The organism is Micromonospora arborensis (genome assembly GCF_003205615.1).
Lineage (GTDB): Bacteria > Actinomycetota > Actinomycetes > Mycobacteriales > Micromonosporaceae > Micromonospora > Micromonospora arborensis.
The window spans coordinates 199338-221917 of sequence record NZ_PYBV01000016.1 but is presented as its reverse complement, the minus strand read 5'-3'; the positions used below and the strand labels follow the sequence as shown (position 1 = coordinate 221917).

Genomic DNA, 22580 nt, shown 5'->3' with positions numbered 1-22580 from the left:
TCACGAGAGGTGGTTCGGCTCGGTCGGCCGGGGTGCCGGTGGCCCGTCGCGACGGCGACGTGGCAGGGTGGTCGGGTGACCGAACCCGTACCCGACCAGGCCGTGCCGGGCCTGGAGCTCGCCGGACCCGCCGACCCGGCCGACTGGCTGACCCTCCCCGACGTCGCCGAGCGCCTCGACGTGTCGATCAGCAAGGTGCACCAGATGATCCGTGACCGGGAATTGCTGGCGGTCCGCCGCGACGGCGTCCGCCGAATCCCGGCGGACCTGGTCGCCAACCAGACCGTGCTCAAGCACCTGCCCGGCGTGCTCAACCTGCTCACCGACAACGGCTACGACGACGAGGCCGCCCTGCGCTGGCTGTACGAGCCGGACGACACCCTCCCCGGCGCCACCCCAGCCGCCGCCCTCTCCGGCGACCAGGCCCGCGAAGTAAAACGCCGAGCCCAAGCCCTAGGCTTCTAAACCCCCACCCCACCCCCCAACCCCAACCCCCCACCCCGCGTTGATCATGAGGTTATTGCCGCGACACGCCGAGGCGAAGGGCAATAACTCCATGATCAACGCGGTGGGAGCGGGGTGGGGGCGGGGTGGGGGCGGGGGGTGGGGGAGCGGGAGTGGGGGCGGGGGTTAGTCGGCTCGGCGGGTTGCGGCTATGGCCAGGTCTACCAGGGCTTGGCGGGCCTCGGTTTCCAGGTCGGCTGCGGTCAGGGCTGCCAGGGCGGCGTCGGTGAGCGTGACGATCCGCTGCTCGGTGCGGGCCAACGCCCCGCTCGCGGAGATCAGCTCGCGCAGCCGCGCCACCCCCTGCTCGTCCAGCTCCGGGTCGCCGAGCCGGCTGAGCAGCAGCTCGCGGCCCGCCTCGTCGGTGGTCTCCACGGCTGCCGCCACCAGGTAGGTGCGCTTGCCCTCGCGCAGGTCGTCCCCGGCCGGCTTGCCGGTCAGCGCCGGATCACCGAAGACACCCAGCACGTCGTCGCGGAGCTGGAACGCCTCACCCAGCGGCAGCCCGTACGCCGAGTAGGCCGTCCGCACGTCGGCCGTCGCGTCGGCCAGCGCGGCGCCGAGCAGCAGTGGACGCTCGACGGTGTACTTCGCGGACTTGTACCGGGCGACCTTGCTGGCTCGTTCCACCGAGGTGTCCCCGGTGGCCTGGGTCAGCACGTCGAGGTACTGCCCGACGGTGACCTCGGTGCGCATCTCGTCGAAGACCGGCCGGGCGCGGGCCAACGACCACAGGTCCAGCCCGGCGGAGTGCAGCAGCTCGTCGGACCAGACCAGGCAGAGGTCGCCGAGCAGGACGGCTGCGGCGTCGCCGAAGCCGTCCGGGTCACCGCCCCAGCCGGCCTCCCGGTGCCGGGCGGCGAACCGCCGGTGCACCGCGGGCTCGCCACGGCGGGTGTCCGAGCGGTCCATCAGGTCATCGTGGATCAGGGCGCTGGCCTGCACGAACTCCAGCGCGGCCAGGGCGGTGAGCACCTGGTCGCCGTCCACCCCGCCCGCGCCCCGGAACCCCCAGTACGCGAATGCCGGGCGCAGCCGCTTGCCGCCGCCGAGCACGAAAGCCTCGATCGCCTCGGCCACCGGGACCAGGGACTCGTCCACGGCGGTGAGCCGGACCCGTTGGCCGGCGAGGAACTCGGTGAGGGCCTTGTCGACCCGCTGCCGTAGGCCGGCGCGGTCGACGGGGGATACCGGAGCAGCGTGGGTCACGCTCCGACGCTAGCGGGTCGCCGCGGACCGCGCTCCACCGCCACGCGTAGTCCCGCCGGTGCGGCCGGGACCGGTCCGCCCGGCCGGTCGCGCGCCGGCCAGCGCGGTGCGGCCCGGCCCGGTGGCCCGCGTCGAGCCGGCGCGACGGGTCGCCGCGGCAGCCTCGGCGAGCGTCACCAGCGGCACGTCCAGGACGACGGCGAGCCAGCCGAGCCAGAACCCGCCGGGTACGCGACGCTGTCGTTCCCACCGGGACACCTCGTGCCGGCTCAACGTCGGCACCCCGGCGGCGGCACACAGTTCGGCGGCGGCGCGCTGCTGGCTCCAGCCACGGGCCAGCCGGCGCCGGGCCAGCAGCGGCCCGAGCTGCGCCGGTCGCGGCGATGCGGGCGGGGTCATGGGTCCTCCTGACGGGCGTCGGTGTCGGTGACGACCCCATCCGCGCCCGACCGGACGGGACCGGCGTCACCGCGCGGTTGCTGACCCCCACGTGGGACCTGGGGCCGCCCCCGCCGCCCCTCCCACGCCACCCATTCCTACCCCGGGGGTACGACGCCTTCCGCCCGCCGGACCCGGGCGCCCGGGTCGGTACCGGTCACCGGGTGGGAAGCTCCTGGGCCGTGGTGGCGTCGCCCGCTAGAGTCGGGTCGTGGCGCTCGGTCTTCCCTCGGTACTCCCCAATCCGCAGCCGGCGATCGGGGAGCTCATCCGTGAGCGCCAGCCGACCTTCTCGTTCGAGTTCTTCCCACCCAAGACCGAGGTGGGGGAGCGGCTGCTCTGGCAGGCCATCCGCGAGTTGGAGTCACTGCGCCCGTCGTTCGTGTCGATCACGTACGGCGCCGGCGGCTCGACCCGGGACACCACCGTGGCGGTGACCGAGCGGATCGCCACCGACACCACCCTGCTGCCGATGGCCCACCTGACCGCGGTCAACCACTCCGTCGCCGAGCTGCGGCACGTGATCGGCCGGCTCGCCGGGGTGGGGGTGCGCAACGTGCTGGCCGTCCGCGGCGACCCGCCGGGCAACCCGGGCGGTGAGTGGATCCGCCACCCCGAGGGCGTGGACTACGCCGAGGACCTGGTCCGACTGGTACGCGATGCCGGCGATTTCAGCGTCGGCGTGGCGGCCTTCCCGTACAAGCACCCCCGCTCGCCCGACGTGGCCAGTGACACCGCCCAGTTCGTCCGTAAATGCCGTGCCGGCGCGGAGTTCGCGATCACGCAGATGTTCTTCGAGGCCGACGACTACCTGCGCCTGCGTGACCGGGTGGCGGCCGCCGGCTGCGACACCCCGATCCTGGCCGGGGTGATGCCGGTGACCCAGATCGGCACCATCGAGCGGTCCGTGCAGCTGTCCGGTGCGCCCTTCCCGTCGGCGCTGGCAGCCCGCTTCGAACGCGTCGCCGACGACCCGGAGGCCGTTCGCCGGCTCGGCGTCGAGCAGGCCAGCGAGATGTGCCGCCGACTGCTCGACGAGGGTGTGCCGGGAATCCACTTCATCACCCTCAACCGGTCCACCGCGACCCGCGAGGTCTGGCAGAACCTGAAGGTCGGCGCGCGGTTGTGAGTGCCGGGCCGGCGACACCTGATGCCCGGCACGACGGTTGATCCGTGGTGGGCACACAGCTGAACTGGGATCAGTACGCCACGGCGTGGGCGCGGTTGCACGGCGGGTTCGACCCTCGGGTCGCGGCGCCGGTGGTGCGCGCCTGGCTGCGGTTCGCGTACCACGTCGGGTACGTGCTGGGCCGGCTGCGGGTCAGCCCCACCGCGGTCACCGTGGTCGGGGTGCTGCTCTGCCTCTGCGTACCGTTGCTGGTGGGCCGGCCGGGGGACGGGCCGTTCCTCGGCGCGTTGTTCGTGCTGCTCGCCGCCGTGGCCGACAGCGTGGACGGTGCGGTGGCGGTCGCCACCGGCCGCACCACCCGGCTCGGCTACGTCTACGACTCGGTCGCCGACCGGCTCGGTGAGGTGGCGTGGTTGCTGGCGTTCTGGCTGGTGGGCGCGCCGGGCGCGCTGGTCGTCGCGGGCGGAGCGCTGTCCTGGTTGCACGAGTACGTCCGAGCCCGGGCGGTCGCCGCCGGCATGCGCGACATCGGTGCGGTGACCGTGGGCGAACGTCCCACCCGGGTCTCGGTGGCGCTGGTCGGCCTGCTGGTCGCCGGGTTGGCCGGTCTGATCGAGCCGGACCTGGCCGCCGGCACCATCACCATGGCGACCGCGGTGTGGGTGCTGCTGGCCGGGTTCGGCCTGGGGCAACTGCTCTCCAGCATCCGACGCGCCCTGCTCGACGCCGGCTGAGCGTCCGCGCCTACCAGGCGGGGCCGATCTCGTCGGCGACGATCTGCGCGGAGAGGGTCACCATCGGCAGCCCGCCGCCCGGGTGGGTGGAGCCGCCCACCAGCCACAGCCCGTGCACCGGGCCCCGGTTGGCGGGGCGGAGCAGCCCACCTGCGGTGCCGTAGATCGAGCCACCGGGGGCGCCGGTCGCCGCGTCCAGGTCGGCCGGGGTGCGGATCTCGCGGAACAGCAACCGGTCCCGCACGTCCACCCCGCGTCGCGCCAGCACGTCCAGGATCCGGTCGGCGTACGCGTCGGCCAACCCCGGGCGTCGCCAGTCGACCGCGCCCGCCGCAATGCCGTGGCGGGGTGCGTTGACCAGCACGAACCACGCCTCATGTCCGGCCGGGCGGACCATCGGGTCGTCGGCCACGGTGACGAACACCGTCGGGTCTACCGCCGGCCGGGCCCGTACGCCCCGCCCGGGGTCGCCGAAGACCGCGTCGAACTCCGCGTCGTAGTCGGCGGGGAAGAAGACGTTGTGGTGGGCCAGCCCGGTGCTGCCGGAGACGCCGAGCAGCAGCACGAAACCGGCGAGGCTGCGGTCGGTCAGCCCGGCCAGCCGACCCGGGTGCGGCAGCAGGTCACGGTAGACGGTGAGCGCGTCGGTGTTGGCCACCACCACGTCGGCGGGCACCGGCGCGGTGACGCCGGCGAGGCGTACCCCGTGCACTCGACCGCCGGTGGCGTCGATCCGGGTCACCGTGGCGTCGGTCTGCACGACCACGCCGAGATCCAGGCAGCGGGTCAGCAGCGCGTCGGCGAGCGTGCCCAACCCGCCGCGCAGATACCAGCCGCCGAAGGTCAGCTCGGCGTACGGGACCGCGACCAGCGCCGCCGGCGCCCGTCGTGGGTCGGCGCCGGTGTAGGTGGCGTACCGGTCCAGCAGCATCCGCAGCCGCGGGTCGGACAGGTGCCGGCGGCCCAGTCCGCGCAGCGTGCGACCCGGGGCGATGGCGGCCAGGTCACCGACCCGCCAGGCCAACGACGCGAGGTCGCGGGGGGAATCGACGGTACGGCGCAGAATGTCCCGCTCGGAGGCGTGCCACACCCGTTCGGCCCGCCGCCACAGGCGCTGCCAGTCGGCCGCCGCCCGGTCACCGAAGGCAGCCCCGATCCGGGTGGCGAACTCCACCGGGTCGGCGCACGAGTCCAGTGTCGGCCCGCCGCCGGGGAAGACGTGCCGGACGATCGGGTCCAGTGCAACCAGGTCCAGGTACTCGTCGAGCTTCGCCCCGGTCGCCTCGAACAGGTCCTGGAAGACCTCGGGCAGGGTGAGCAGGCTCGGCCCGGTGTCGAAGTGGAACGACCCGGCCGGCGTGTCGTGCGCGTACCGGCCGAGCTTGCCACCGACCGTGTCGGCGGCCTCGAAGACGGTCACCTGGTGCCCGGTGGCGGCCAGCCGGGCGGCGGTGGCGAGGCCACCCACCCCGGCGCCGACGACCACGATCCGCGCCATGCCGCGCCTCCTAGCTGACCGGGCGGCCCCGCCAGGTCAGGCGGCGTCGCTTTCGCAGATGGTACGACCGCAGGGTCAACCAACCGAGGACCACGACCGACACGGGGTGTGCGAGCGCGTCGGGCCACCACCGGCCCCCGGTCGCCCGTGCGGTGAGCACCCGCCCGGCCACGCCCAGCAGGTAGCCCACCAGGCCCACGACGGCCACCTGCGCCGAGCCGGCCACGAGGCCGACCAGCGCGACCAGCGGCGGGGCGGTGTAGAGCAGGAGCAGCAGCGTCACCACGGCGGCCGCCGCGCCGGGGTGCCCGAACGACGCCCACAGCGACTTCGAGTAGCCGTCGCGCAGTTGCGGCCAGTCGTCGTACATCCGGCAGGTGGCCAGCCGGGAACCGTCGGCCAGGGCGATCCGCCCACCGGCCCGCTTGACCGCCCGGGCCAGCTCGACGTCCTCCAGGATCTTGTCGGCGACCGCGGCGTGCCCGCCGGTGGCGGTGTAGCCGGCCCGGTCCAGCACCAGGAACTGCCCGCCCGCCGCGGCCAGCGACGGCCGCGGCGAGCGTTCCATCGCGCGCAGCGGCAGGAACGTCAACCAGAGCCACTGCAGCAGCGGCTGCACCAGCCGGTCGGCCGCCGTCGCCACCACGATCCGGGGGTACGGCGACAGCAGCGTCACGCGGGCGGCGCGCAGTTCGGTGACGGCCGCCGCGACCGCGTGCGGGGCGAGCACCACGTCGGCGTCGACGAAGACCAGCGCGGTGGCGTGCGGGTCGGCCCGGGTGGCCAACTGCCAGCAGGCGTGCGGCTTGCCCAGCCAGCCCGGCGGCGGGGCGACCCCGGTGAGCAGCGTGACCCGCGGGTCGTCGCCGACCACCGCGCGGACCACGTCGGCGGTGCCGTCGGTCGACCCGTCGTCGAGGACCACGACGCTCAGGCCGGGCACGCCACGCTGGGCGAGCAGGGCACGCAGGCATCCGGTGACGCGGGCGGCCTCGTCGCGCAGCGGCAGCAGCACCGCGACCCGCTCGTCGAGCTGGTCGGGTCGGTCGGTGGGTCGGCGCAGCCACCCGGCGGCGTTGAGCCAGGTGTGCCCGGTCAACGCGGCGACGGCGATCAGCAGGACGAGCAGGACGGTCATCGGGTCGCGTCGACGCCGGGGCGGTGCGGCTGGTGGTCGCCGGAGACGAGGTCACGGCCCCGGCGGGCACGCAGCAGGGTCACCGTCAGCGGCACGGCGGTCACCGCCATGCCGGCGGCACCCCAGAGCGCCGAGGTGGGCAGGTCGAGGAAGACGGCGTGGGCCAGGATGCTGGAGAAGTACGTCCACAGGTAGAGCGTGACCATCGGGTGGTCCCGCCGGTCGGTGTGCTCGGCGGCCGGCCCGGCCAACGGGCGCAGCGCGCTCATCAGCAGCACCGCGAAGAGCAGCCAGCCCAGGTAGTTGCTGACCGGGATGCCGGGCAGGCCGGGCAACGCGGGGGTGGCGTCCCGCCAGACCCAGTAGCCCTCGGCCACCATCTGCGGATCGAGGAAGAGGTCCCAGGCGGCCAGTCCCACCGTGGCCAGCGCGATCCTCCCCACCCACCGGCCGGCCGTCGCCCTGCCGCCGCCGGCCGCCGAGCCGGCGTGGCCGGCCGTTGCGACGGTGTTGCCGCCGGTCAACCGGACCGCCGCCAGCCAGGCCGGCCAGGCCATCCAGGTCCAGGCCAGCGGGATGATCAGCGGCACCCCGGCCAGCTTGGGGCCCAACTCGCCGGAGTAGTCGTAGCTGCCGAACGGCACACCGGTGGCCACCCCGATCGCCTCGATCGCGAACCCGCCGCCGGTGGCGACCGCGACCAGCGCCGCCGCGACCTGCGGGCCCCGACTGAGCAGCGCGTGGCCGACCGAGAGCAGCCAACCGAGGACGACGGTGGCCACGGTGAGCCCGGCCCGGGTGGCGCCGGTGGTGAGCGGGTAGCAGATCTGGGCGAGCACCAGGACGGCGAGCAGCGTCCAGGAGATCCGCCGGGTCATGACGCCGGTGGCTCGACCGGCAGGTCCCGACCGAGTACGCCGAACGGTCGCTCGTCGCCGGGGAAGTGGAAGTTGCGCAGCACATCGACGAAGCCGAACCGCCGGTACAACCGCCAGGCCCGCGAGGTCTGCTCGTCGGCCTCCGGGGTGGACAGCAGCACGGTGTCGCCCTCGGCCATGCCGAGCAGCGCGCGCAGTTGGCCGCTGCCCAGGCCGTGCCCCTGAGCCGGTGGCCGGACATGCAGCTCGACCACCTCGAAGCAGTGGGTGAGCCAGCGCGTACGGGTCGGGGCGTCCAGCGCCCGGTGCACCTGGTCGTGCCACCACTGCCCGGACGCGCCCAGGTAGCCGTAGCCGAAGCCGGCGAGGTGACCCTCGCTGGTCAGGCTGGCGACCGCCCGGAAACCCGGTCGGCGGACGTGGGTGGCGATGTAGCCGCGCCGGGCCTCCAGCAGGTCGGTGCGGTACCCCATCGCCTCGCCGTAGACGGCCACCACGTCGTCCAGCCGCCGGACGAGATCGTCCGGCGTCCAGCGCACCAACCTCATGCCCGTCCACCCTTCACCGTTGCCGGGCCGCCGTCGGTGACCCATCCGAGCACCGTCCGGTCGCCGCTCACGTCGCGTACCTCGAACCGGGCGAACAGCTCCTCGGCGTACCAACCCGCGGTGGGGGTTCGCATGATCGCCGCCCGGTGCTCCGGGTGACGGTACGCGAACGCCACCAGGTCCGTAGGGTCGCGCCACACGCTCACCGTGCCCTGCCAACCCAGTGGCGCCTCCCCGACCCCGAACCGGGCCAGCAGACCGGGCGCGTCGCGCAGGGCGGCGGCCACCGGGGGGACCGCCCGCCAGAAGGTGGCCGCCCGACGGACCCGCAACCGGGCCCGGGTCAGCGCCAGCACCGGGCCGGTGACCCGGTCCCCCGAGGGCTCGCCGAACGGCCGCTGGCCGGACCACTCGCCCCGGCTGGTCAGCGGACGCAGGTCGACGCGGGCCTGGGCGTGGGCGATGCGTGCCCAGGCGCGCCCGACCGACGAGTCGTCGAAGTCGGCCGCCGCGGCGGGGGAGTCCCAGACGGTCAGCGCCGCCCACCGGGTCAGGTCGGCATCGCCCGGCCCGAAGCCGGTGCCGGTCCCGGTGCCCAGCAGCTTGCCGAACCGGACGCCCGGGAGGGCCCGCAGCCGGCGCGGGTCCACCGCCATCCGGCTCAGCGCCCGGGGCAGCGCGCCGCGGGAGGTCCGCCACACGTGCAGGGTGACCAGCTCCGGAGCCGCGCTGCTGTGCCTGCTGGTTCGCTCGCTCCGCTCGCTCACGCCACCGCTTCGCGGCGGCGCGAGCGCGTCGCTGCTGTGCCTGCTGGTTCGCTCGCTGCGCTCGCTCACGCCACCTCGGCGGGGCTGCCGGCGGTGACTCGCAGCAGCTCGGCGTAGGTGGTCGGGAAGACCGCCTGCGGTACGCCACCCGCGGCCCAGATCTCGGGGTACGCCGCCAGCGCCGTGTCCACCAGGGTGCGCAGCGGGTGCGGGTGCCCGAGCGGGGCGACCCCGCCGATCGGCTGCCCGGTGTGCGCCCGGACGAACTCCGGGGTGGCCCGGCGCAGCCGGGTGACACCGATCGACGCCGCCAGGCCGGCGGTGTCCACGCGGTGCGCGCCGGAGGTGAGCACGAGCAGCGGCGCGTCGTCCGCGTCGAAGATCAGTGAGTTGGCGATCTGGCCGACCTCGACGCCGAGCGCCTCGGCGGCCGCGGCGGCGGTGTGCACCGCGTCGGGCAGCAGGCGGACGGTGCTGGGCTCACCGGCGCCGTCGAGCGTGCCGGCCGCGGTGAGCGCGTCCTGCACCGCCCGTACGTTCGGGTGTGGCTGCATGTCGCCATTCTTCCCGGTCCACCGGTGGCCGGGTGGTCAGGGCCGGGCGCGCTCGGTGACCAGCAGCTGCACCCCGTCGAGGATCCGGGCCAGGCCGAAGTCGAGTGCCTGGTCGCGGCCGTCCTGAACGGCGGCGGAGGCCACCGCCTCGAGCAGCGCCGGGAATCGCTGCTCGCGCCCTCGCAGCAGCTCGGACAGCCCCGGGGCCATGGCCTGTTCCGGGGTCTCGGTGGGGATACCCGCCACCTGCTGGGCGAGGTTGCGGACGTGCCCGACCAGGAGTACCGCGACGTCGAGCTTCTCTCCGCCGTGCAGGCGGGTGCCGTCCAGGGCGGCGATGGCCCGTTCCATCCAACCGAGCTCGTGGGGCCCCAGCACCCGTACGCCGACGGTGGCGGCCACCGCCCACGGGTGCCGGCGGAACCGGTCGTACATCTGCCGTGCCCAGGCGTCCAACTGGTCGCGCCAGGGCGCGTCGGCGGGCAGCGTGGGTGGCTCCCCGATCCCGGCCTCGATCATGAGGGCGACGAGTTCGGTCTTACCCGGCACGTACCGGTAGAGCGCCATCTTGGTCACGTCCAGCGACTCCGCGACCCGTTGCATGGTCACCGCGCCGAGCCCGTCGGCGTCGGCGACCGCGATGCCGGCCTGGGCGATGACGGCCAGGGTGAGCGTGGGTCGAGGGCCGCGTCGTGGCGGGCTCGGCGGCTGCCAGAGCAGATCGACGAGGCGTTGGCGCTGCGTCGCGCCAGTGGCGTCCACCGGGTCCATCGGTCTCCCGTCTAGCTGTCTTGTCCAGGTCGCTGAACTGTGTCTAGAGTAATCTGTATCCGAAGGACACAGTTTTGGAGGTCTTCCATGTCGTACCCCTTTCCCCTGCGCGGTCTGCGCGTCCTCGTCTCCGGCGCCGGCGTCGCCGGGCCGGCGCTGGCCTGGTGGCTGACCCGCTACGGCGCCGAGGTCACCGTGGTCGAGCTGGCCCCCGCGTTGCGCACCAGCGGCTTCGCGGTCGACTTCCGCGGCCCCACCCACCTGGGGGTGCTGGCCGCGATGGGGGTGCTCGACGACCTGCGCGCGGTGCAGACCCACGGCGGCGCGATGAGCTGCGTGGACGAGCGCGGTCGGGAGATCTTCCGACTGCCCGCCGAGTTCGCCGGGGGTGAGCTGGAGGTCCGCCGCCGGGACCTGTCCCGGATCCTGCACCAGCGCAGCGCCGACCGGGCCGAGTACCTGTTCGGCGACCAGATCGCCGCGCTCACCGAGACCGTCGACGGGGTGCACGTCGAGTTCGACCGGGCCGGTGCACGCACCGTCGACGTGGTGGTCGGCGCCGATGGTCTGCACTCCGGGGTACGCCGGCTGGCCTTCGGCCCGGAGTCGGGGTACGTGCGGCACCTCGGCTACCAGTTGGCCGGCTGGGAGCTGCCCAACGAGCTGGGGGTGGGTGCCCTGTCGCAGCAGTACAACGTGCCGGGGCGGATGGTCAGCGTCGCCGCCGACCAGAGTGATCCGACCCGGGCCGGCGCCTTCGTGGTCTTCACGGTGCCCGACCCGGAGGGTGACTGGTACGACCTCGACCAGCAGAAGAAGATCATCACGACGGCGTTCGACGGGCTGGGCTGGCACGTGCCGCACCTGCTGGACAGCCTGCGCGACGTGCCGGAGCTGTACTTCGACTCGATCAGCAAGGTGCGCGTACCGCGCTGGCACGCCGGTCGCACCGCGCTGCTCGGCGACGCGGCCTGGGGTGTCACCCTCGGCGGGATGGGGGTCGGCACCGGCATCGTCGGCGGGTACGTGCTCGCCGGCGAGCTGGCCGCGGCGGCCGGCGACCACCGGATCGCCTTTCCCGCGTACGAGCGGCGGCTGCGCGACTATGCGATGCGCTGGCAGCGCGGGGCCAACCCCGGCCCGTTCCTCGCCCCGGCCACCGCGAGCGGGCTCCGGCTGCGCAACCGGCTGCTGCGTACCCGGCCGGTCCAGGCTCTGCTGGTGCGCGGCACCCGCTCCCTGGCCACCGACCTCGATCTGCCCGACTATCCGGCCCCGAGTTGAGCCGCCGCGCCCGGTGCGCACGGGCGGTGCGTCACACGTTGCATTTTCGTCGGTGGGGAGGTGTACTGTCAGCAGCAGTTAGAACGAGTGTTCGATTGCCTCGAACGCCCGTTCCAACCAGCCGGAGCGCGGCGTTTCGCGGCGCCACCTCCGGGCGGTGCGGCTCCGCGGGCCGCACCTGGGTTTCCGGGCAGTCGCGAGCCTGGTCCCGACAGGCAGGAGCGTCGTCCGCCGCCCACGACCCCCGGGCGGCGGGCGACGCACCCGCCGGTACGCCGGCCGGGTGAGGTGTGGGGAAGCATCCACACCCGGCCGGCCACACCCGGTGCGTCTTCCTCCGCACCACCCGACCTCGGCGTCTCATCGGCGGCACCAGCGCGCCGAGGCGACGCCCCGGCCACGTGGAGGAGACATCCATGCCGACCAACCCGGCTCAGGCACCGACGGTGCCGGCGCATGTGCTGCCGCACCGCACCCCCGCCCAACTCCTCACCCTGGCCCGGCGCGGGCTGGTCGAGGCCGGCCAGACCCGACCTGACGGCCTGCGCTACGCGGCTGCCCACCTGGCGGCGCTGCGCGCGGCGGCTGCTCTGCTCGCCGCCCGTGCCCGGCCCGCGCCGAGTCGGCGCAACCGGATCACCAGTGTCTGGGTCCTCCTCTGCGCCGTCGCTCCGGAGCTCGACGAGTGGTCTCGGTTCTTCGCCGCCGGGGCCAGCAAGCGCGCCGCCGCCGAGGCCGGCATCCCCCGGGTGGTCAGCGCCCGGGAGGCCGACGACCTGCTCCGCGCTGCCGAACAGTTCGTCACGGTGGTGGAGACCGCGCTCGGCGTGGCCCACCAGCCGGCCCTGGACGGCCTCGCCGCCTGATCCCGCCGTGTCACCGACCGCCCCGCGGGGGGAGCCGGGCGGCCGGTGGCACGGCGTGCCAGTCCTGATCTGATCCACAGCAACGACGGGGGGTTGGTCCCAATGGCGGGCCGCATGGTGGTCGGTTCCGCCGCACTGGCCGATCTGGTGCGCCCGGCGAGCGCACCCGACCCGGTCGGCGGTCACCGGGTGCTGCCGGTGGCGCCCGAGCTGACCGGTCTGCTGCCCAACCGGGGTCTGCGCCGGGGGAGCACCATCGCGGTCGCCGCCGGCCAGGCCCGGCGCAGCGGTGGCACCTCGCTGATGCTGGCCCTGCTCGCCGAGGCGTCCCGGGCCGGCTCGTGGTGCGCCGTGGTCGGTGTGCCGACGTTCGGTGCGGGCGCGGCCGCCGAGCTGGGCATCGCCCTGGACCGGTTGGCCCTGGTGCCGAATCCCGGCCCGGAGTGGGCCACCGTGGTCGCCGCGCTGATCGACGGGGTGGACGTCGTGGTCACCACCGTGCCGGCCGCGGTCTCCGCCTCGGTCGCCACCCGGTTGGCCGCCCGGGCCCGGCAGCGCGGCAGCGTGCTCGTTCCGTACGGCCGGTGGGACGGCGCGGACGTGACACTGCAGGTGGTTCGTGGAGTCTGGGAAGGGCTCGGGCAGGGCCGGGGGCGGCTGCGCCGCCGGGAGGTCACCGTCTCGGCGCGCGGGCGTGGGGCGGCTGCTCGACCCAAGGAGATCAAGGTCTGGCTCCCCGGTGACGAGCTGACCCGGGTGATTCCCCGTTCGGTGCCGTCGACCGTGGGCCGACCGGCCGCGTCGCTTGCCCTGGTCGGTCGGGGGTGACCGGTTCGCCGGCACGGACTCTGCTGCTGTGGTGCCCGGACTGGCCGGTGCTCGCCGCCGAGATCGTCGACGGGGTGCCGGCAACCGGCCCGGTCGCCGTTCTGCACGCCAACCGGGTGGTCGCCTGCTCCGAGCGGGCCCGCGCCGACGGGGTGCGCCGAGGGCTGCGCAAGCGGGAGGCACAGGGGCGATGCCCGCAGCTCACCGTCGTGGAGTATGACCCGGGTCGGGACGCGCGGGCGTTCGAGCCGGTGGTGGCCGCGGTGGAGGAGTTGGTCGCCGGCGTGGAGGTGGTCCGTCCGGGCGCCTGCGCGGTGGCTGCCCGGGGGCCGAGCCGTTACCTCGGCGGTGAGGAGGCGGCCGCCGAGCGGATCATCGAGCACGTCGCCCAGTCGTGCCTGGTGGAGAGCCAGGTCGGCATCGCCGACGGGGTGTTCGCGGCCGGGTTGGCCGCGCGCGAGGGCCGGGTGGTGGCACCGGGCGGGACGCCGGAGTTCCTGGCCGGGTTGCCGGTCGAGGCACTTGGCCGGTCGGCGCTGGCCGACCTGCTGCGCCGGCTGGGGGTGCGTACCCTCGGCGACTTCGCCGCGTTGCCGGCTGGCGACGTGCTGGCCCGGTTCGGTTTCGACGGTGCGCTGGCCCATCGGCTGGCCGCCGGGCGGGACCACCGCCCACTCGCCGTCCGGCAGCCGCCGGCCGACCTGACGGTGACCGCCGAGCACGACGAGCCGATCGACCGGGTCGACGCGGCGGCGTTCGTGGCCCGGGCGCTGGCTGAGCAGTTGCACGAGCGGTTGGCCGGGCACGGGCTGGCCTGCACCCGGCTCGGCATCGAGGCGGTCACCGAGCACGGGCAGGAGCTGCACCGGGTGTGGCGGCACGACGGCCTGCTCACGGCCGGGGCCATCGCCGACCGGGTGCGCTGGCAGCTCGATGGTTGGCTCTCCGGCAGCAACGGCCGCACCGGCGCCCGACCGGCTCGACCGACGTCCGGCATCATCCGGCTGCGACTGATCCCGGACGGGGTGATCGCCCAGGCCGGTCTGCAAGCCGGCCTGTGGGGGGAGACCGGCGAGGAGCGGGAACGGGCGCACCGGGCGTTGAGCCGTGTGCAGGGCATCCTCGGCCCGGAAGCGGTGGTCACCGCGGTGCTCGGCGGTGGACGCTCCCCGGCCGACCAGGTGCGACTGGTGCCGTGGGGCGACGAACGTCTCCCCGCCCGCCCCGGCCCGCCGGCCGATGCCGGCGCCGATCCGGCCACCGGCCGGGGTGGAGGCGGGGCTCCGCCGTGGCCGGGCCGGCTGCCGGCGCCCGCGCCGGCGGTGGTGCTGCCCAGCCCGCTCCCGGCGACGGTGCACGACGCCGTTGGTGAGCCGGTGGTGATCAGCGCGCGGTTGGCGGTGAGCGCCCCACCGGCCCGGCTGGTGGTCGGCACCGGCCAACCGGCGGAGATCGTGGGCTGGGTCGGCCCATGGCCGGTGGACGAGCGCTGGTGGGCACCGGCCGAAGCCCGCCGCCGGGCCCGGTTCCAGGTCGGCCTCGCCGATGGCACCGCTCTGCTGCTCGCCGTCGAGGCCGGCCAGTGGTTGGTGGAGGCGATCTATGACTGAGGTGACCCTGTCCCGTCCCGGCCGGTCGTCGGTCCGCTCCGTGCCGGAGGCGGATGCCCTGGTGAGCGATATACCTGCCAGGCATATTCATGACTCTCAGGTATATCGCTCACCGACCCTCTCGTCGGTGGATCCGGCCGTCGGGATCCGGCCACCCGTGCGGGCGGCGCGATGAGCTTCCACAACCCGAAGATGCCCTGGTCGGAGCTGGAGCGGGTGCTCTCCGGGCGGGGCGGCGGCTCCGGCAGGTCGGACGGCTCCGGCAGGTCGGGTGGCTCCGGCGGCGGGCGGTCGCGCGAGGAGCGGCACCTGCACGTGGTGGACCCGCTCGCCGTGGACGCCGACGGTGGGGACTCCCCGGCCTGGAGCCGCCGGCGCGAGCAGTACCAGCCGCCGGAGCTGACCCGCCCCGACGGCGTGGTGCCCTACGCGGAGCTGCACGCGCACACCAACTTCAGCTTCCTCGACGGTGCCAGCCACCCGGAGGAGCTGGCTGAGGAGGCGGCCCGGCTGGGGCTCACCGCGCTCGCCGTCACCGACCACGACGGCTTCTACGGGGTGGTCCGTTTCGCCGAGGCGGCTCGTACGTTGGGTCTGCCGACGATCTTCGGCGCGGAGCTCTCCCTCGGGTTGCCCGGCCCGCAGAACGGCGAACCCGACCCGCACGGCGCGCACCTGCTGGTGCTCGCGCACGGCCATGAGGGGTACGCCCGGCTGGCCACCACCATCGCCCGCGCCCAACTGCGCGGCGGGGAGAAGGGCCGCCCGGTCTACGGGGAGTTGGAGGAGGTCGCCGAAGAACTGCGTGACCACGTGCTGGTGCTGACCGGCTGCCGCAAGGGGCACGTGCCGGGGGCGTTGCTCACCGAGGGGGTGGACGCGGCCGCCCGCGAGTTGGACCGGCTGACCGCGCTCTTCGGTGCGGAGACGGTGGCGGTGGAGCTGACCGACCACGGTCATCCCGTCGACGCCGACCGCAACGACGCGCTCGCCGAGTTGGCCGCCGCGGCCGGGCTGCCGACGGTGGCCAGCAACAACGTGCACTACGCCAGCCCCGGCCGGCGTCGGCTGGCCACCACTGTCGCCGCCGTGCGGGCTCGACGCAGCCTGGACGAGATCGACGGCTGGCTGCCCGCGGCGGCCACCGCCCACCTGCGCAGCGGTGCGGAGATGGCGGCCCGGTTCGCCGCGTACCCGGGTGCGGTGGCTCGGGCCGCGGAGTTCGGCGCCGAGTTGGCCTTCGACCTCCAACTGGTCGCGCCGCAGCTGCCGGCGTACCCGGTGCCGCCGGGGCACACCGAGATGAGCTGGCTGCGCAAGCTGACCGCCGACGGCGCGCGGGAGCGCTACGGGCCGCCGCAGGCGCACCCGGCGGCGTACGCGCAACTCGACCACGAGCTGAACATGATCGAGGAGCTGGGCTTCCCCGGCTACTTCCTGGTGGTCTACGACATCGTCACGTTCTGCCGTGACCAGGACATCTACTGCCAGGGTCGGGGTTCGGCGGCCAACTCGGCGGTCTGCTACGCGTTGCGGATCACCAATGTGGACGCGGTCCGGCACCGGCTGCTCTTCGAGCGGTTCCTCGCCCCGGAGCGGGACGGCCCACCGGACATCGACGTGGATATCGAGTCCGACCGCCGGGAGGAGGTGATCCAGCACGTCTACACCCGCTACGGCCGGGAGCACGCCGCCCAGGTCGCCAACGTCATCTCCTACCGGCCCCGCTCGGCAGTGCGGGACGTGGCCAAGGCGTTCGGCTACTCGCCGGGGCAGCAGGACGCCTGGAGCAAGCAGATCGACAGGTGGGGCTCGGTCGCCACGGTCGACGTCGAGAACATCCCCGAGCAGGTGGTGGAGTACGCCAACGAGTTGCAGACGTTCCCGCGGCACCTGGGCATCCACTCCGGCGGCATGGTGATCTGCGACCGGCCGGTGATCGAGGTCTGCCCGGTGGAGTGGGGGCGGATGCCCGGGCGCAGCGTGCTCCAGTGGGACAAGGACGACTGCGCGGCGGTGGGCCTGGTCAAGTTCGATCTGCTCGGGCTCGGCATGCTCTCCGCCCTGCACTACGGCTACGACATGATCGGCGAGAGCCTCGACCTGGGTGACATGACCCTGGACGACCCGGAGGTCTACGACATGCTCTGCCGGGCCGACTCGGTCGGGGTGTTCCAGGTGGAGAGTCGCGCCCAGATGGCCACCCTGCCCCGGCTCAAGCCCCGCGAGTTCTACGACCTGGTGGTCGAGGTGGCGCTGATCCGGCCCGGCCCGATCCAGGGCGGTTCGGTGCACCCGTTCATCCGGCGCAAGAACGGGCAGGAGCCGGTGACCTTCGCGCACCCGTTGATGCGCAACGCCCTGGAGAAGACCCTGGGTGTGCCGTTGTTCCAGGAGCAGTTGATGCAGCTCGCCATCGACCTGGCCGGCTTCGACGCCGCCGAGGCCGACCAGCTGCGCCGGGCGATGGGCGCCAAACGGTCGGTCGAGCGGATGACCCGTATCGCCGACCGGCTCTATGAGGGGATGGCCGAGCGGGGCATCACCGGCGAGCTGGCCGACGACGTCTACCGCAAGCTCACCGCGTTCGCCAGCTACGGCTTTCCGGAGAGCCACGCGATGAGTTTCGCCTACCTGGTGTACGCCAGCTCCTGGCTCAAGCGCTACCACCCGGGGCCGTTCCTGGCGGCGCTGCTCAACGCCCAGCCGATGGGCTTCTACTCCCCGCAGACCCTGGTCGACGACGCCCGCCGGCACGGGGTGGAGGTTCGTCGTCCGGACATCAACGCCAGCGGGGCGTTGGCGGTGCTGGAGGCCACCCCGGACACCCGGTGGGGCAGCGGGCCGGGGGAGCCACCGCACGCCTGGGGGCTGGGCGGTCCGGCCGTCCGGCTCGGCCTGTCCAGCGTACGGACCCTCGGCGTCGACGTGGCCGAGCGCATCGAGGCCGAACGGGCCACCGGTGGGCCGTACCGGGACATGCCTGATCTGGCCCGGCGGGTCGGTCTCACCTCCGCGCAGTTGGAGGCGTTGGCCACCGCGGACGCCTTCGCCTGTTTCGGGCTGACCCGGCGACAGGCGCTGTGGGCCGCCGGCGCGGCTGCCCAGGACCGGCCGGGCCGGCTGCCCGGCACGGTCACCGGCGCGGCGGCGCCCACGCTGCCCGGGATGGAGGCGGTGGACCGGCTGGTCGCCGACGTGTGGGCCACCGGGTTGTCGCCGGAGAGCCATCCGGCCCGGTTCATCCGGGGTCAGCTCGACGTGCTCGGCGCGGTGCCGATCGCCCGGCTCGGCCGGGTGGAGCCGGGGCAACGCATCCGGGTCGGCGGCATCGTCACCCACCGGCAACGCCCGGCGACCGCGGGCGGGGTCACCTTCCTCAACCTGGAGGACGAGACGGGGATGCTCAACGTCACCTGTTCACCGGGGCTGTGGCAGCGCTACCGGCGGGTGGCCCGGACCAGCGCCGCGCTGGTGGTCCGGGGGCGGCTGCAGCGGCACGAGGGGGTGACCAACCTGGTCGCCGACCGGCTGGACGCCATCGAGCCGCCGGTCAGCCCCGCCTCCCGTGACTTCCGCTGAAGAGTGATTCACATTACGGTTTTCAGCGCCGCTGGGCGGGAGACTCCTCCCCGAGCGGGCAGAGTGGCCCGTGATCCGTTTTAGGGGGAATGACAGTGACGGGCAATCACGCGTACACCGGTGGAATCGCCAACGCCCGGCGGACCCGGCTGGGTGCCGGTTGGGTGCCGTCGCACCTCGCCGACCCGCGTGAGTACGAGGTGACCAACGGCCCGGTGGCCAACGAGCGCCGTTCCCGGGCGGAGGACGAGGTCGAGGGCACCGAGTCCTGACCACTAGGCTCGACCGGGTGGAGCAGACCCGAGGCCGGTTCGCCGGGCCGCCGCTGACACCCCGCACCGCCGTGATCTGGTCGGTGCTCCGCGCCGAGCTGGACCGGCGCGGCGACGCCGAGCTCACCGTGCTGGACGTGGGCGGCGGCACCGGCGGTTTCGCCGTCCCGCTGGCCCGCGCCGGGCACCGGGTCACCGTGGTCGACGCCAGCCCGGACGCGCTGGCCGCGCTCACCCGCCGGGCCGCCGAGGCCGGGGTGGCCGACCGGATCGCCGCGGTGCAGGGCGACGGTGACGCCCTCGCCGGGCTGGTCGAGCCGGCCGGCGTCGACCTGGTGCTCTGCCACGCGGTGTTGGAGGTGGTGGACGACCCGACGCCGGTGGTGGCCGCGCTGGCCACCGCGTTGCGTCCCGGCGGAGCGGCCAGTGTGCTGGTGGCGGGCCGGGCGGCCGCCGTGCTGGGCCGCGCGATGAACGGGCATCTGGACATCGCGACCGCGTTGGCCGCCGATCCGGCCGGCACCGCCGGGCCGCGGGACACGCTGCGCCGGCGCTACGACGCCGCTGACGCCGCCGCGCTGCTCGGCGCCGCCGGGCTGGTGGTCGAGGAGATCCACGGGGTACGCGTGCTGGCCGACCTGCTGCCGGCCGCGGTCGCCGATGGGCAGTCCGCCGCCCTGGTCGAGTTGGAACGTGCGTTGGCCGCCCAACCGCCGTACCGGGACGTGGCCGCCCAACTGCACCTGTTCGCCCGCCGGCCGGCATGATCGCCGAGGTCGGCGGCCTGCCGGCGCCGCTGGAGATCCTCGGGCCGGGTCACGGCGGCGGACGTATCGCCGATGTGCTGCCCAGCGCGCTCGCCGTGCTGGGCGTGCCCGGTGCGGCCGATCCGCTCGGGCTCGTTCCCGCGCTGGCCGGGGTACGCCGGATCGCCGTGCTGCTGGTCGACGGGCTCGGTTGGTACCAGTTGCCGACCGCCGCGCCGTACGCGCCGACCCTCGCCGGGCTCGCGGCGACGGTGGCCCGGCCGCTCATCGCCGGCTTTCCGTCCACCACCCCGACCAGTCTGGTGTCGTTGGGCACCGGCGTCGCGCCGGGCGCGCACGGGGTGCTCGGCTTCACCGTGCGGGTGCCCGGTACCGATCGGGTGCTCACCCACACCGACTGGGCCGCCGACCCGTCGCCGTTGCTCTGGCAGCCGGTGCCCACACAGTTGGAACGGGCCCGCGCCGCCGGCGTGACGACGACCGTGGTGAGCCGGCCGGAGTTCGGCGGCAGCGGGTTGACCCTGGCCGCCAACCGGGGCGGCGACTTCCGGGGCGCCGCCGGCGGGGACGCGGTGGCCGCCGCCATGCTGGCCGCGCTGGCCGCCGGCTCCGGGCCGACCCTGGTCTCCGGCTACCACGCCGACCTGGACCGGCACGGCCATCTCAGCGGCGTCGACTCGGCGCCCTGGCGGGTCGCCGCCACCGAGGTGGACGCCATGCTCGCCCAACTGGTCGACGGGTTGCCGCCGGACGCGGCGCTGCTGGTGACCGCCGACCACGGGCAACTCGACGTACCCGTCGCGCACCGCTTCGACCTGGACACCGATCCGCGGCTGCGGGCCGGGGTGCGGCTGGTGGCCGGCGAGGCCCGGGTGCGCTACCTGCACGTCGAGCCGGGCGCGGTCGACGACGTGTTGGCCGCCTGGTCGGAGGTGCTGGGTGCCGCGGCGCGGGTACGCACCCGTGCCGAGGTGGTGGCCACCGGCTGGTTCGGGCCGGTGCCCGAGGAGCACCTGGCGCGGATCGGCGACGTGGTGGTGACCTGCAACGACACGTACGCGGTCATGGCCAGTCGCACCGAGCGGCCGATGGCGTCGAAGTTGGTGGCGTACCACGGGTCGGACACCGCCGCCGAGCTGACCGTGCCGCTGCTGGTCGTGCGCGGCTGACCGGGGCAGGTCCGGCCGACCGGCGGCTGGTGGTGTCGTACCCCCGGGTTAACCTGCCGGGATGGGCCGCAGCCAGTCGTTGCCCCGGGGCGACGATCCGCGCTTCGGGCCGGACGCCGACGATTCCGGCAGTCCGATCCTGCACGTCGACATGGACGCCTTCTTCGCCGCCGTCGAGGTGCGCCGCCGACCCGAGTTGCGCGGCCGGCCGGTCATCGTCGGCGGGGTCGGGCCACGCGGGGTGGTCAGCTCGGCCAGCTACGAGGCCCGCCGTTACGGCGTGCGCAGCGCGATGCCGACCAGTCAGGCCCGGGCCCGCTGCCCGCACGCGGTCTTCCTGCCACCGGAGTTCACCGCCTACACGGCGGCCTCCCGGGCGGTGATGCAGATCTTCCGGGACGTCACCCCGCTGGTCGAGCCGCTCTCCCTCGACGAGGCGTTCCTGGATGTGACCGGTGCCCGCCGGCTCTTCGGCTCCCCGGCCACCATCGCCCGGCTGATCCGCCGCCGGGTCGCCGACGAGCAGGAGCTGACCTGCTCGGTCGGGGTGGCGCCGAGCAAGTTCGTGGCCAAGCTGGGCTCCACCCGGGCCAAGCCGGACGGCCTGCTGGTCGTGCCCCCGGGGCAGGTGCTCGACTTCCTGCACCCGCTTCCGGTGGACGCGCTGTGGGGGGTGGGGGAGCGCGCCGCCGAGGCGCTGCGCCGGCTCGGCCTGGCCACCGTCGGCGATCTCGCCGAGGCGCCGGTGGGCATGCTCCGCCGAGCGGTCGGTGCCGCCTCGGCGGCGCACCTACACGAGCTGGCCTGGGGACGGGACCCGCGCCGGGTCAGCCCCGAGCACGTCGACAAGTCCATCGGCGCCGAGGTGACCTTCGACGTCGACGTGGCCGACCCGCTGGAGATCCGCCGCGCGTTGCTCGCGCTCAGCGCGAAGGTCGGCGTCCGGTTGCGGGGCTCCGGGCAGGTCGGGCGCACCGTCTCACTGAAGGTGCGGCTGGCCGACTTCCGCACCGTCAGCCGCTCCCGCACCCTCGACGTGCCCACCGACACCGCCCGCGAGATGTTCGACACGGTCTGGGCGCTCTACACCGCACTCGACCCGGGCGAGCGGATCCGACTCGTTGGTGTTCGGGTGGAAGGGCTCGCGCCGGCAGTGGGCGCACCGCGACAGCTCACCCTCGGCGCACCCGAGCGTGGTTGGCGCGAAGCGGAAGCTGCCGCGGACGCCGCTGCTGCCCGTTTCGGGCGGTCCGTCATAGGTCCGGCCAGTCTGATGGGCGACCGTGCTGCCCGTCGAAAGGAAAATCCACCCCGCCCGTAGGTCGTCCCGCTTTCCGACGCGCGACCCCCCTCGTAGACTTGCGGGTAAGCAGCCGGTTGGCTGCCACGGTCTGTCGGCCCGAGTGGGCCCGACCAATGCGTGACCGGGGAGGAGTGCCGTGCCGCTCTCGGAGCACGAGCAGCGGCTGTTCGAGCAGATCGAGCGGTCGCTTGCCGAGGACCCCAAATTCGCCTCGGCCGTGCGCGCCAGCGATCCGCGCTTCCATGCGCGGCGTCGCCTGCTCGTCGCAGCCGGCGTGATCATCGCTGGCTTGGCTCTACTGGTCTATGGCGCGGTGATCAAGACTCCACCGTTGGCGGTGGCGGGCTTCGTCGTCATGCTGGCGTCGGCCGCCTACGCGGTGCAGTCGCACCGACGGGCGCAGTCACCCGACCTGCACGTGGTGGGCGGCACGACGAGTCGTCGCCGTCCGCGCGGTGGCCGATCCGGTCGCCGGTCGTCGATCCTGGACCGCATGGAGGACAGGTGGCGGCAGCGCCCGGAGGGGCACCGCTGAGCCAGTCCCGCCGCTGAGGCGGGCCGTACGCCGCGACGAGCGAGTCGCCGGGTTAGCCCGGCGACCTCCGTCGTATCCGCGCGCCCTCTCCCGCCGGCAAACGTCGCCGAGCGTCTGTGCATGTGCCGTTGCGCGGCTGTGGCGCGTCGTCCATGCCGCAGCACGGGCCGTCGCATGATCGACATCAGGTCGGCGA

Annotated in this window: 22 protein-coding genes; 13 read left to right on the top strand and 9 right to left on the bottom strand. The window is 74.4% G+C overall.

From position 1 onward, the window contains the following. The first annotated feature begins 75 nt into the window (after window positions 1–75). Window positions 76–465: an Rv2175c family DNA-binding protein gene (locus tag C7C45_RS14145; protein WP_110564112.1), complete on the top strand. Its 390-nt coding sequence runs from the start codon at window positions 76–78 to the stop codon at window positions 463–465. Window positions 466–630: 165 nt separating this feature from the next. Here C7C45_RS14145 and C7C45_RS14140 read toward each other — a convergent pair whose 3' ends face one another. Continuing rightward, entirely contained in the window at window positions 631–1713 is a 1083-nt protein-coding gene (locus C7C45_RS14140) for a polyprenyl synthetase family protein (protein WP_110564111.1), read from the bottom strand. Window positions 1714–1722: 9 nt separating this feature from the next. Further along, complete coding sequence (locus C7C45_RS14135) at window positions 1723–2112, bottom strand: helix-turn-helix domain-containing protein (RefSeq protein ID WP_110564110.1); 390 nt, start codon at window positions 2110–2112, stop codon at window positions 1723–1725. A 250-nt stretch (window positions 2113–2362) separates the two neighbouring features. Here C7C45_RS14135 and metF point away from each other — a divergent pair, with 250 nt between their 5' ends. Both metF and C7C45_RS14125 read left to right on the top strand, forming a co-directional pair. Beyond that, window positions 2363–3280, top strand: coding sequence for a methylenetetrahydrofolate reductase [NAD(P)H] (gene metF / locus C7C45_RS14130; protein WP_110564109.1), 918 nt, complete (start codon window positions 2363–2365; stop codon window positions 3278–3280). Window positions 3281–3324: 44 nt separating this feature from the next. Further along, complete coding sequence (locus C7C45_RS14125; RefSeq protein WP_110564108.1) at window positions 3325–4014, top strand: CDP-alcohol phosphatidyltransferase family protein; 690 nt, start codon at window positions 3325–3327, stop codon at window positions 4012–4014. Window positions 4015–4024: 10 nt separating this feature from the next. Here C7C45_RS14125 and C7C45_RS14120 read toward each other — a convergent pair whose 3' ends face one another. From C7C45_RS14120 to C7C45_RS14090, 7 genes are all read right to left on the bottom strand, one after another. Next, window positions 4025–5512: a phytoene desaturase family protein gene (locus C7C45_RS14120; protein WP_110564107.1), complete on the bottom strand. Its 1488-nt coding sequence runs from the start codon at window positions 5510–5512 to the stop codon at window positions 4025–4027. 10 nt (window positions 5513–5522) lie between these two features. Further along, complete coding sequence (locus C7C45_RS14115; RefSeq protein WP_110564106.1) at window positions 5523–6650, bottom strand: glycosyltransferase family 2 protein; 1128 nt, start codon at window positions 6648–6650, stop codon at window positions 5523–5525. Further along, window positions 6647–7528: a carotenoid biosynthesis protein gene (locus tag C7C45_RS14110; protein WP_110564105.1), complete on the bottom strand. Its 882-nt coding sequence runs from the start codon at window positions 7526–7528 to the stop codon at window positions 6647–6649. The genes C7C45_RS14115 and C7C45_RS14110 overlap by 4 nt, the downstream gene beginning before the upstream one ends. Beyond that, a complete protein-coding gene (locus tag C7C45_RS14105) occupies window positions 7525–8076 on the bottom strand; it encodes a GNAT family N-acetyltransferase (RefSeq protein WP_110564104.1) in 552 nt (183 codons plus the stop codon). Before C7C45_RS14105 ends, C7C45_RS14110 begins: the two co-directional genes overlap by 4 nt. Further along, a complete protein-coding gene (locus tag C7C45_RS14100) occupies window positions 8073–8843 on the bottom strand; it encodes a monooxygenase (protein ID WP_110564103.1) in 771 nt (256 codons plus the stop codon). The genes C7C45_RS14105 and C7C45_RS14100 overlap by 4 nt, the downstream gene beginning before the upstream one ends. Before the next feature lie 65 nt (window positions 8844–8908). After that, window positions 8909–9397, bottom strand: coding sequence for a YbaK/EbsC family protein (locus C7C45_RS14095; RefSeq protein ID WP_110564102.1), 489 nt, complete (start codon window positions 9395–9397; stop codon window positions 8909–8911). A 36-nt stretch (window positions 9398–9433) separates the two neighbouring features. Then, window positions 9434–10168 carry a TetR/AcrR family transcriptional regulator gene (locus C7C45_RS14090; protein ID WP_110564101.1) on the bottom strand — a complete coding sequence of 245 codons (735 nt, stop codon included), beginning with the start codon at window positions 10166–10168 and terminating at the stop codon, window positions 9434–9436. Window positions 10169–10255: 87 nt separating this feature from the next. Here C7C45_RS14090 and C7C45_RS14085 point away from each other — a divergent pair, with 87 nt between their 5' ends. From C7C45_RS14085 to C7C45_RS14045, 10 genes are all read left to right on the top strand, one after another. Continuing rightward, window positions 10256–11452, top strand: a complete 1197-nt coding sequence (locus C7C45_RS14085; RefSeq protein WP_110564100.1) for an FAD-dependent monooxygenase — start codon at window positions 10256–10258, stop codon at window positions 11450–11452. Between the two features lie 416 nt (window positions 11453–11868). Continuing rightward, window positions 11869–12318 carry an SAV_6107 family HEPN domain-containing protein gene (locus C7C45_RS14080; protein ID WP_007463070.1) on the top strand — a complete coding sequence of 150 codons (450 nt, stop codon included), beginning with the start codon at window positions 11869–11871 and terminating at the stop codon, window positions 12316–12318. Window positions 12319–12420: 102 nt separating this feature from the next. After that, a complete protein-coding gene (locus tag C7C45_RS14075; protein WP_110564099.1) occupies window positions 12421–13146 on the top strand; it encodes a hypothetical protein in 726 nt (241 codons plus the stop codon). Next, window positions 13143–14756 carry a DNA polymerase Y family protein gene (locus tag C7C45_RS14070; RefSeq protein WP_110564098.1) on the top strand — a complete coding sequence of 538 codons (1614 nt, stop codon included), beginning with the start codon at window positions 13143–13145 and terminating at the stop codon, window positions 14754–14756. Before C7C45_RS14075 ends, C7C45_RS14070 begins: the two co-directional genes overlap by 4 nt. A gap of 171 nt (window positions 14757–14927) precedes the next feature. Beyond that, window positions 14928–18338 (top strand): error-prone DNA polymerase, encoded by a 3411-nt coding sequence (locus C7C45_RS14065; RefSeq protein ID WP_110564097.1) that lies wholly within the window; start codon window positions 14928–14930, stop codon window positions 18336–18338. Between the two features lie 95 nt (window positions 18339–18433). Continuing rightward, window positions 18434–18610 carry a hypothetical protein gene (locus tag C7C45_RS34065; protein WP_167454721.1) on the top strand — a complete coding sequence of 59 codons (177 nt, stop codon included), beginning with the start codon at window positions 18434–18436 and terminating at the stop codon, window positions 18608–18610. Then, complete coding sequence (locus C7C45_RS14060; protein WP_110564096.1) at window positions 18607–19377, top strand: methyltransferase domain-containing protein; 771 nt, start codon at window positions 18607–18609, stop codon at window positions 19375–19377. Before C7C45_RS34065 ends, C7C45_RS14060 begins: the two co-directional genes overlap by 4 nt. After that, a complete protein-coding gene (locus tag C7C45_RS14055) occupies window positions 19374–20546 on the top strand; it encodes an alkaline phosphatase family protein (RefSeq protein WP_110564095.1) in 1173 nt (390 codons plus the stop codon). The genes C7C45_RS14060 and C7C45_RS14055 overlap by 4 nt, the downstream gene beginning before the upstream one ends. Before the next feature lie 61 nt (window positions 20547–20607). Next, complete coding sequence (locus C7C45_RS14050) at window positions 20608–21867, top strand: DNA polymerase IV (RefSeq protein ID WP_110564094.1); 1260 nt, start codon at window positions 20608–20610, stop codon at window positions 21865–21867. Window positions 21868–21985: 118 nt separating this feature from the next. Continuing rightward, entirely contained in the window at window positions 21986–22384 is a 399-nt protein-coding gene (locus tag C7C45_RS14045) for a DUF3040 domain-containing protein (RefSeq protein ID WP_110564093.1), read from the top strand. Window positions 22385–22580: the final 196 nt, after the last annotated feature.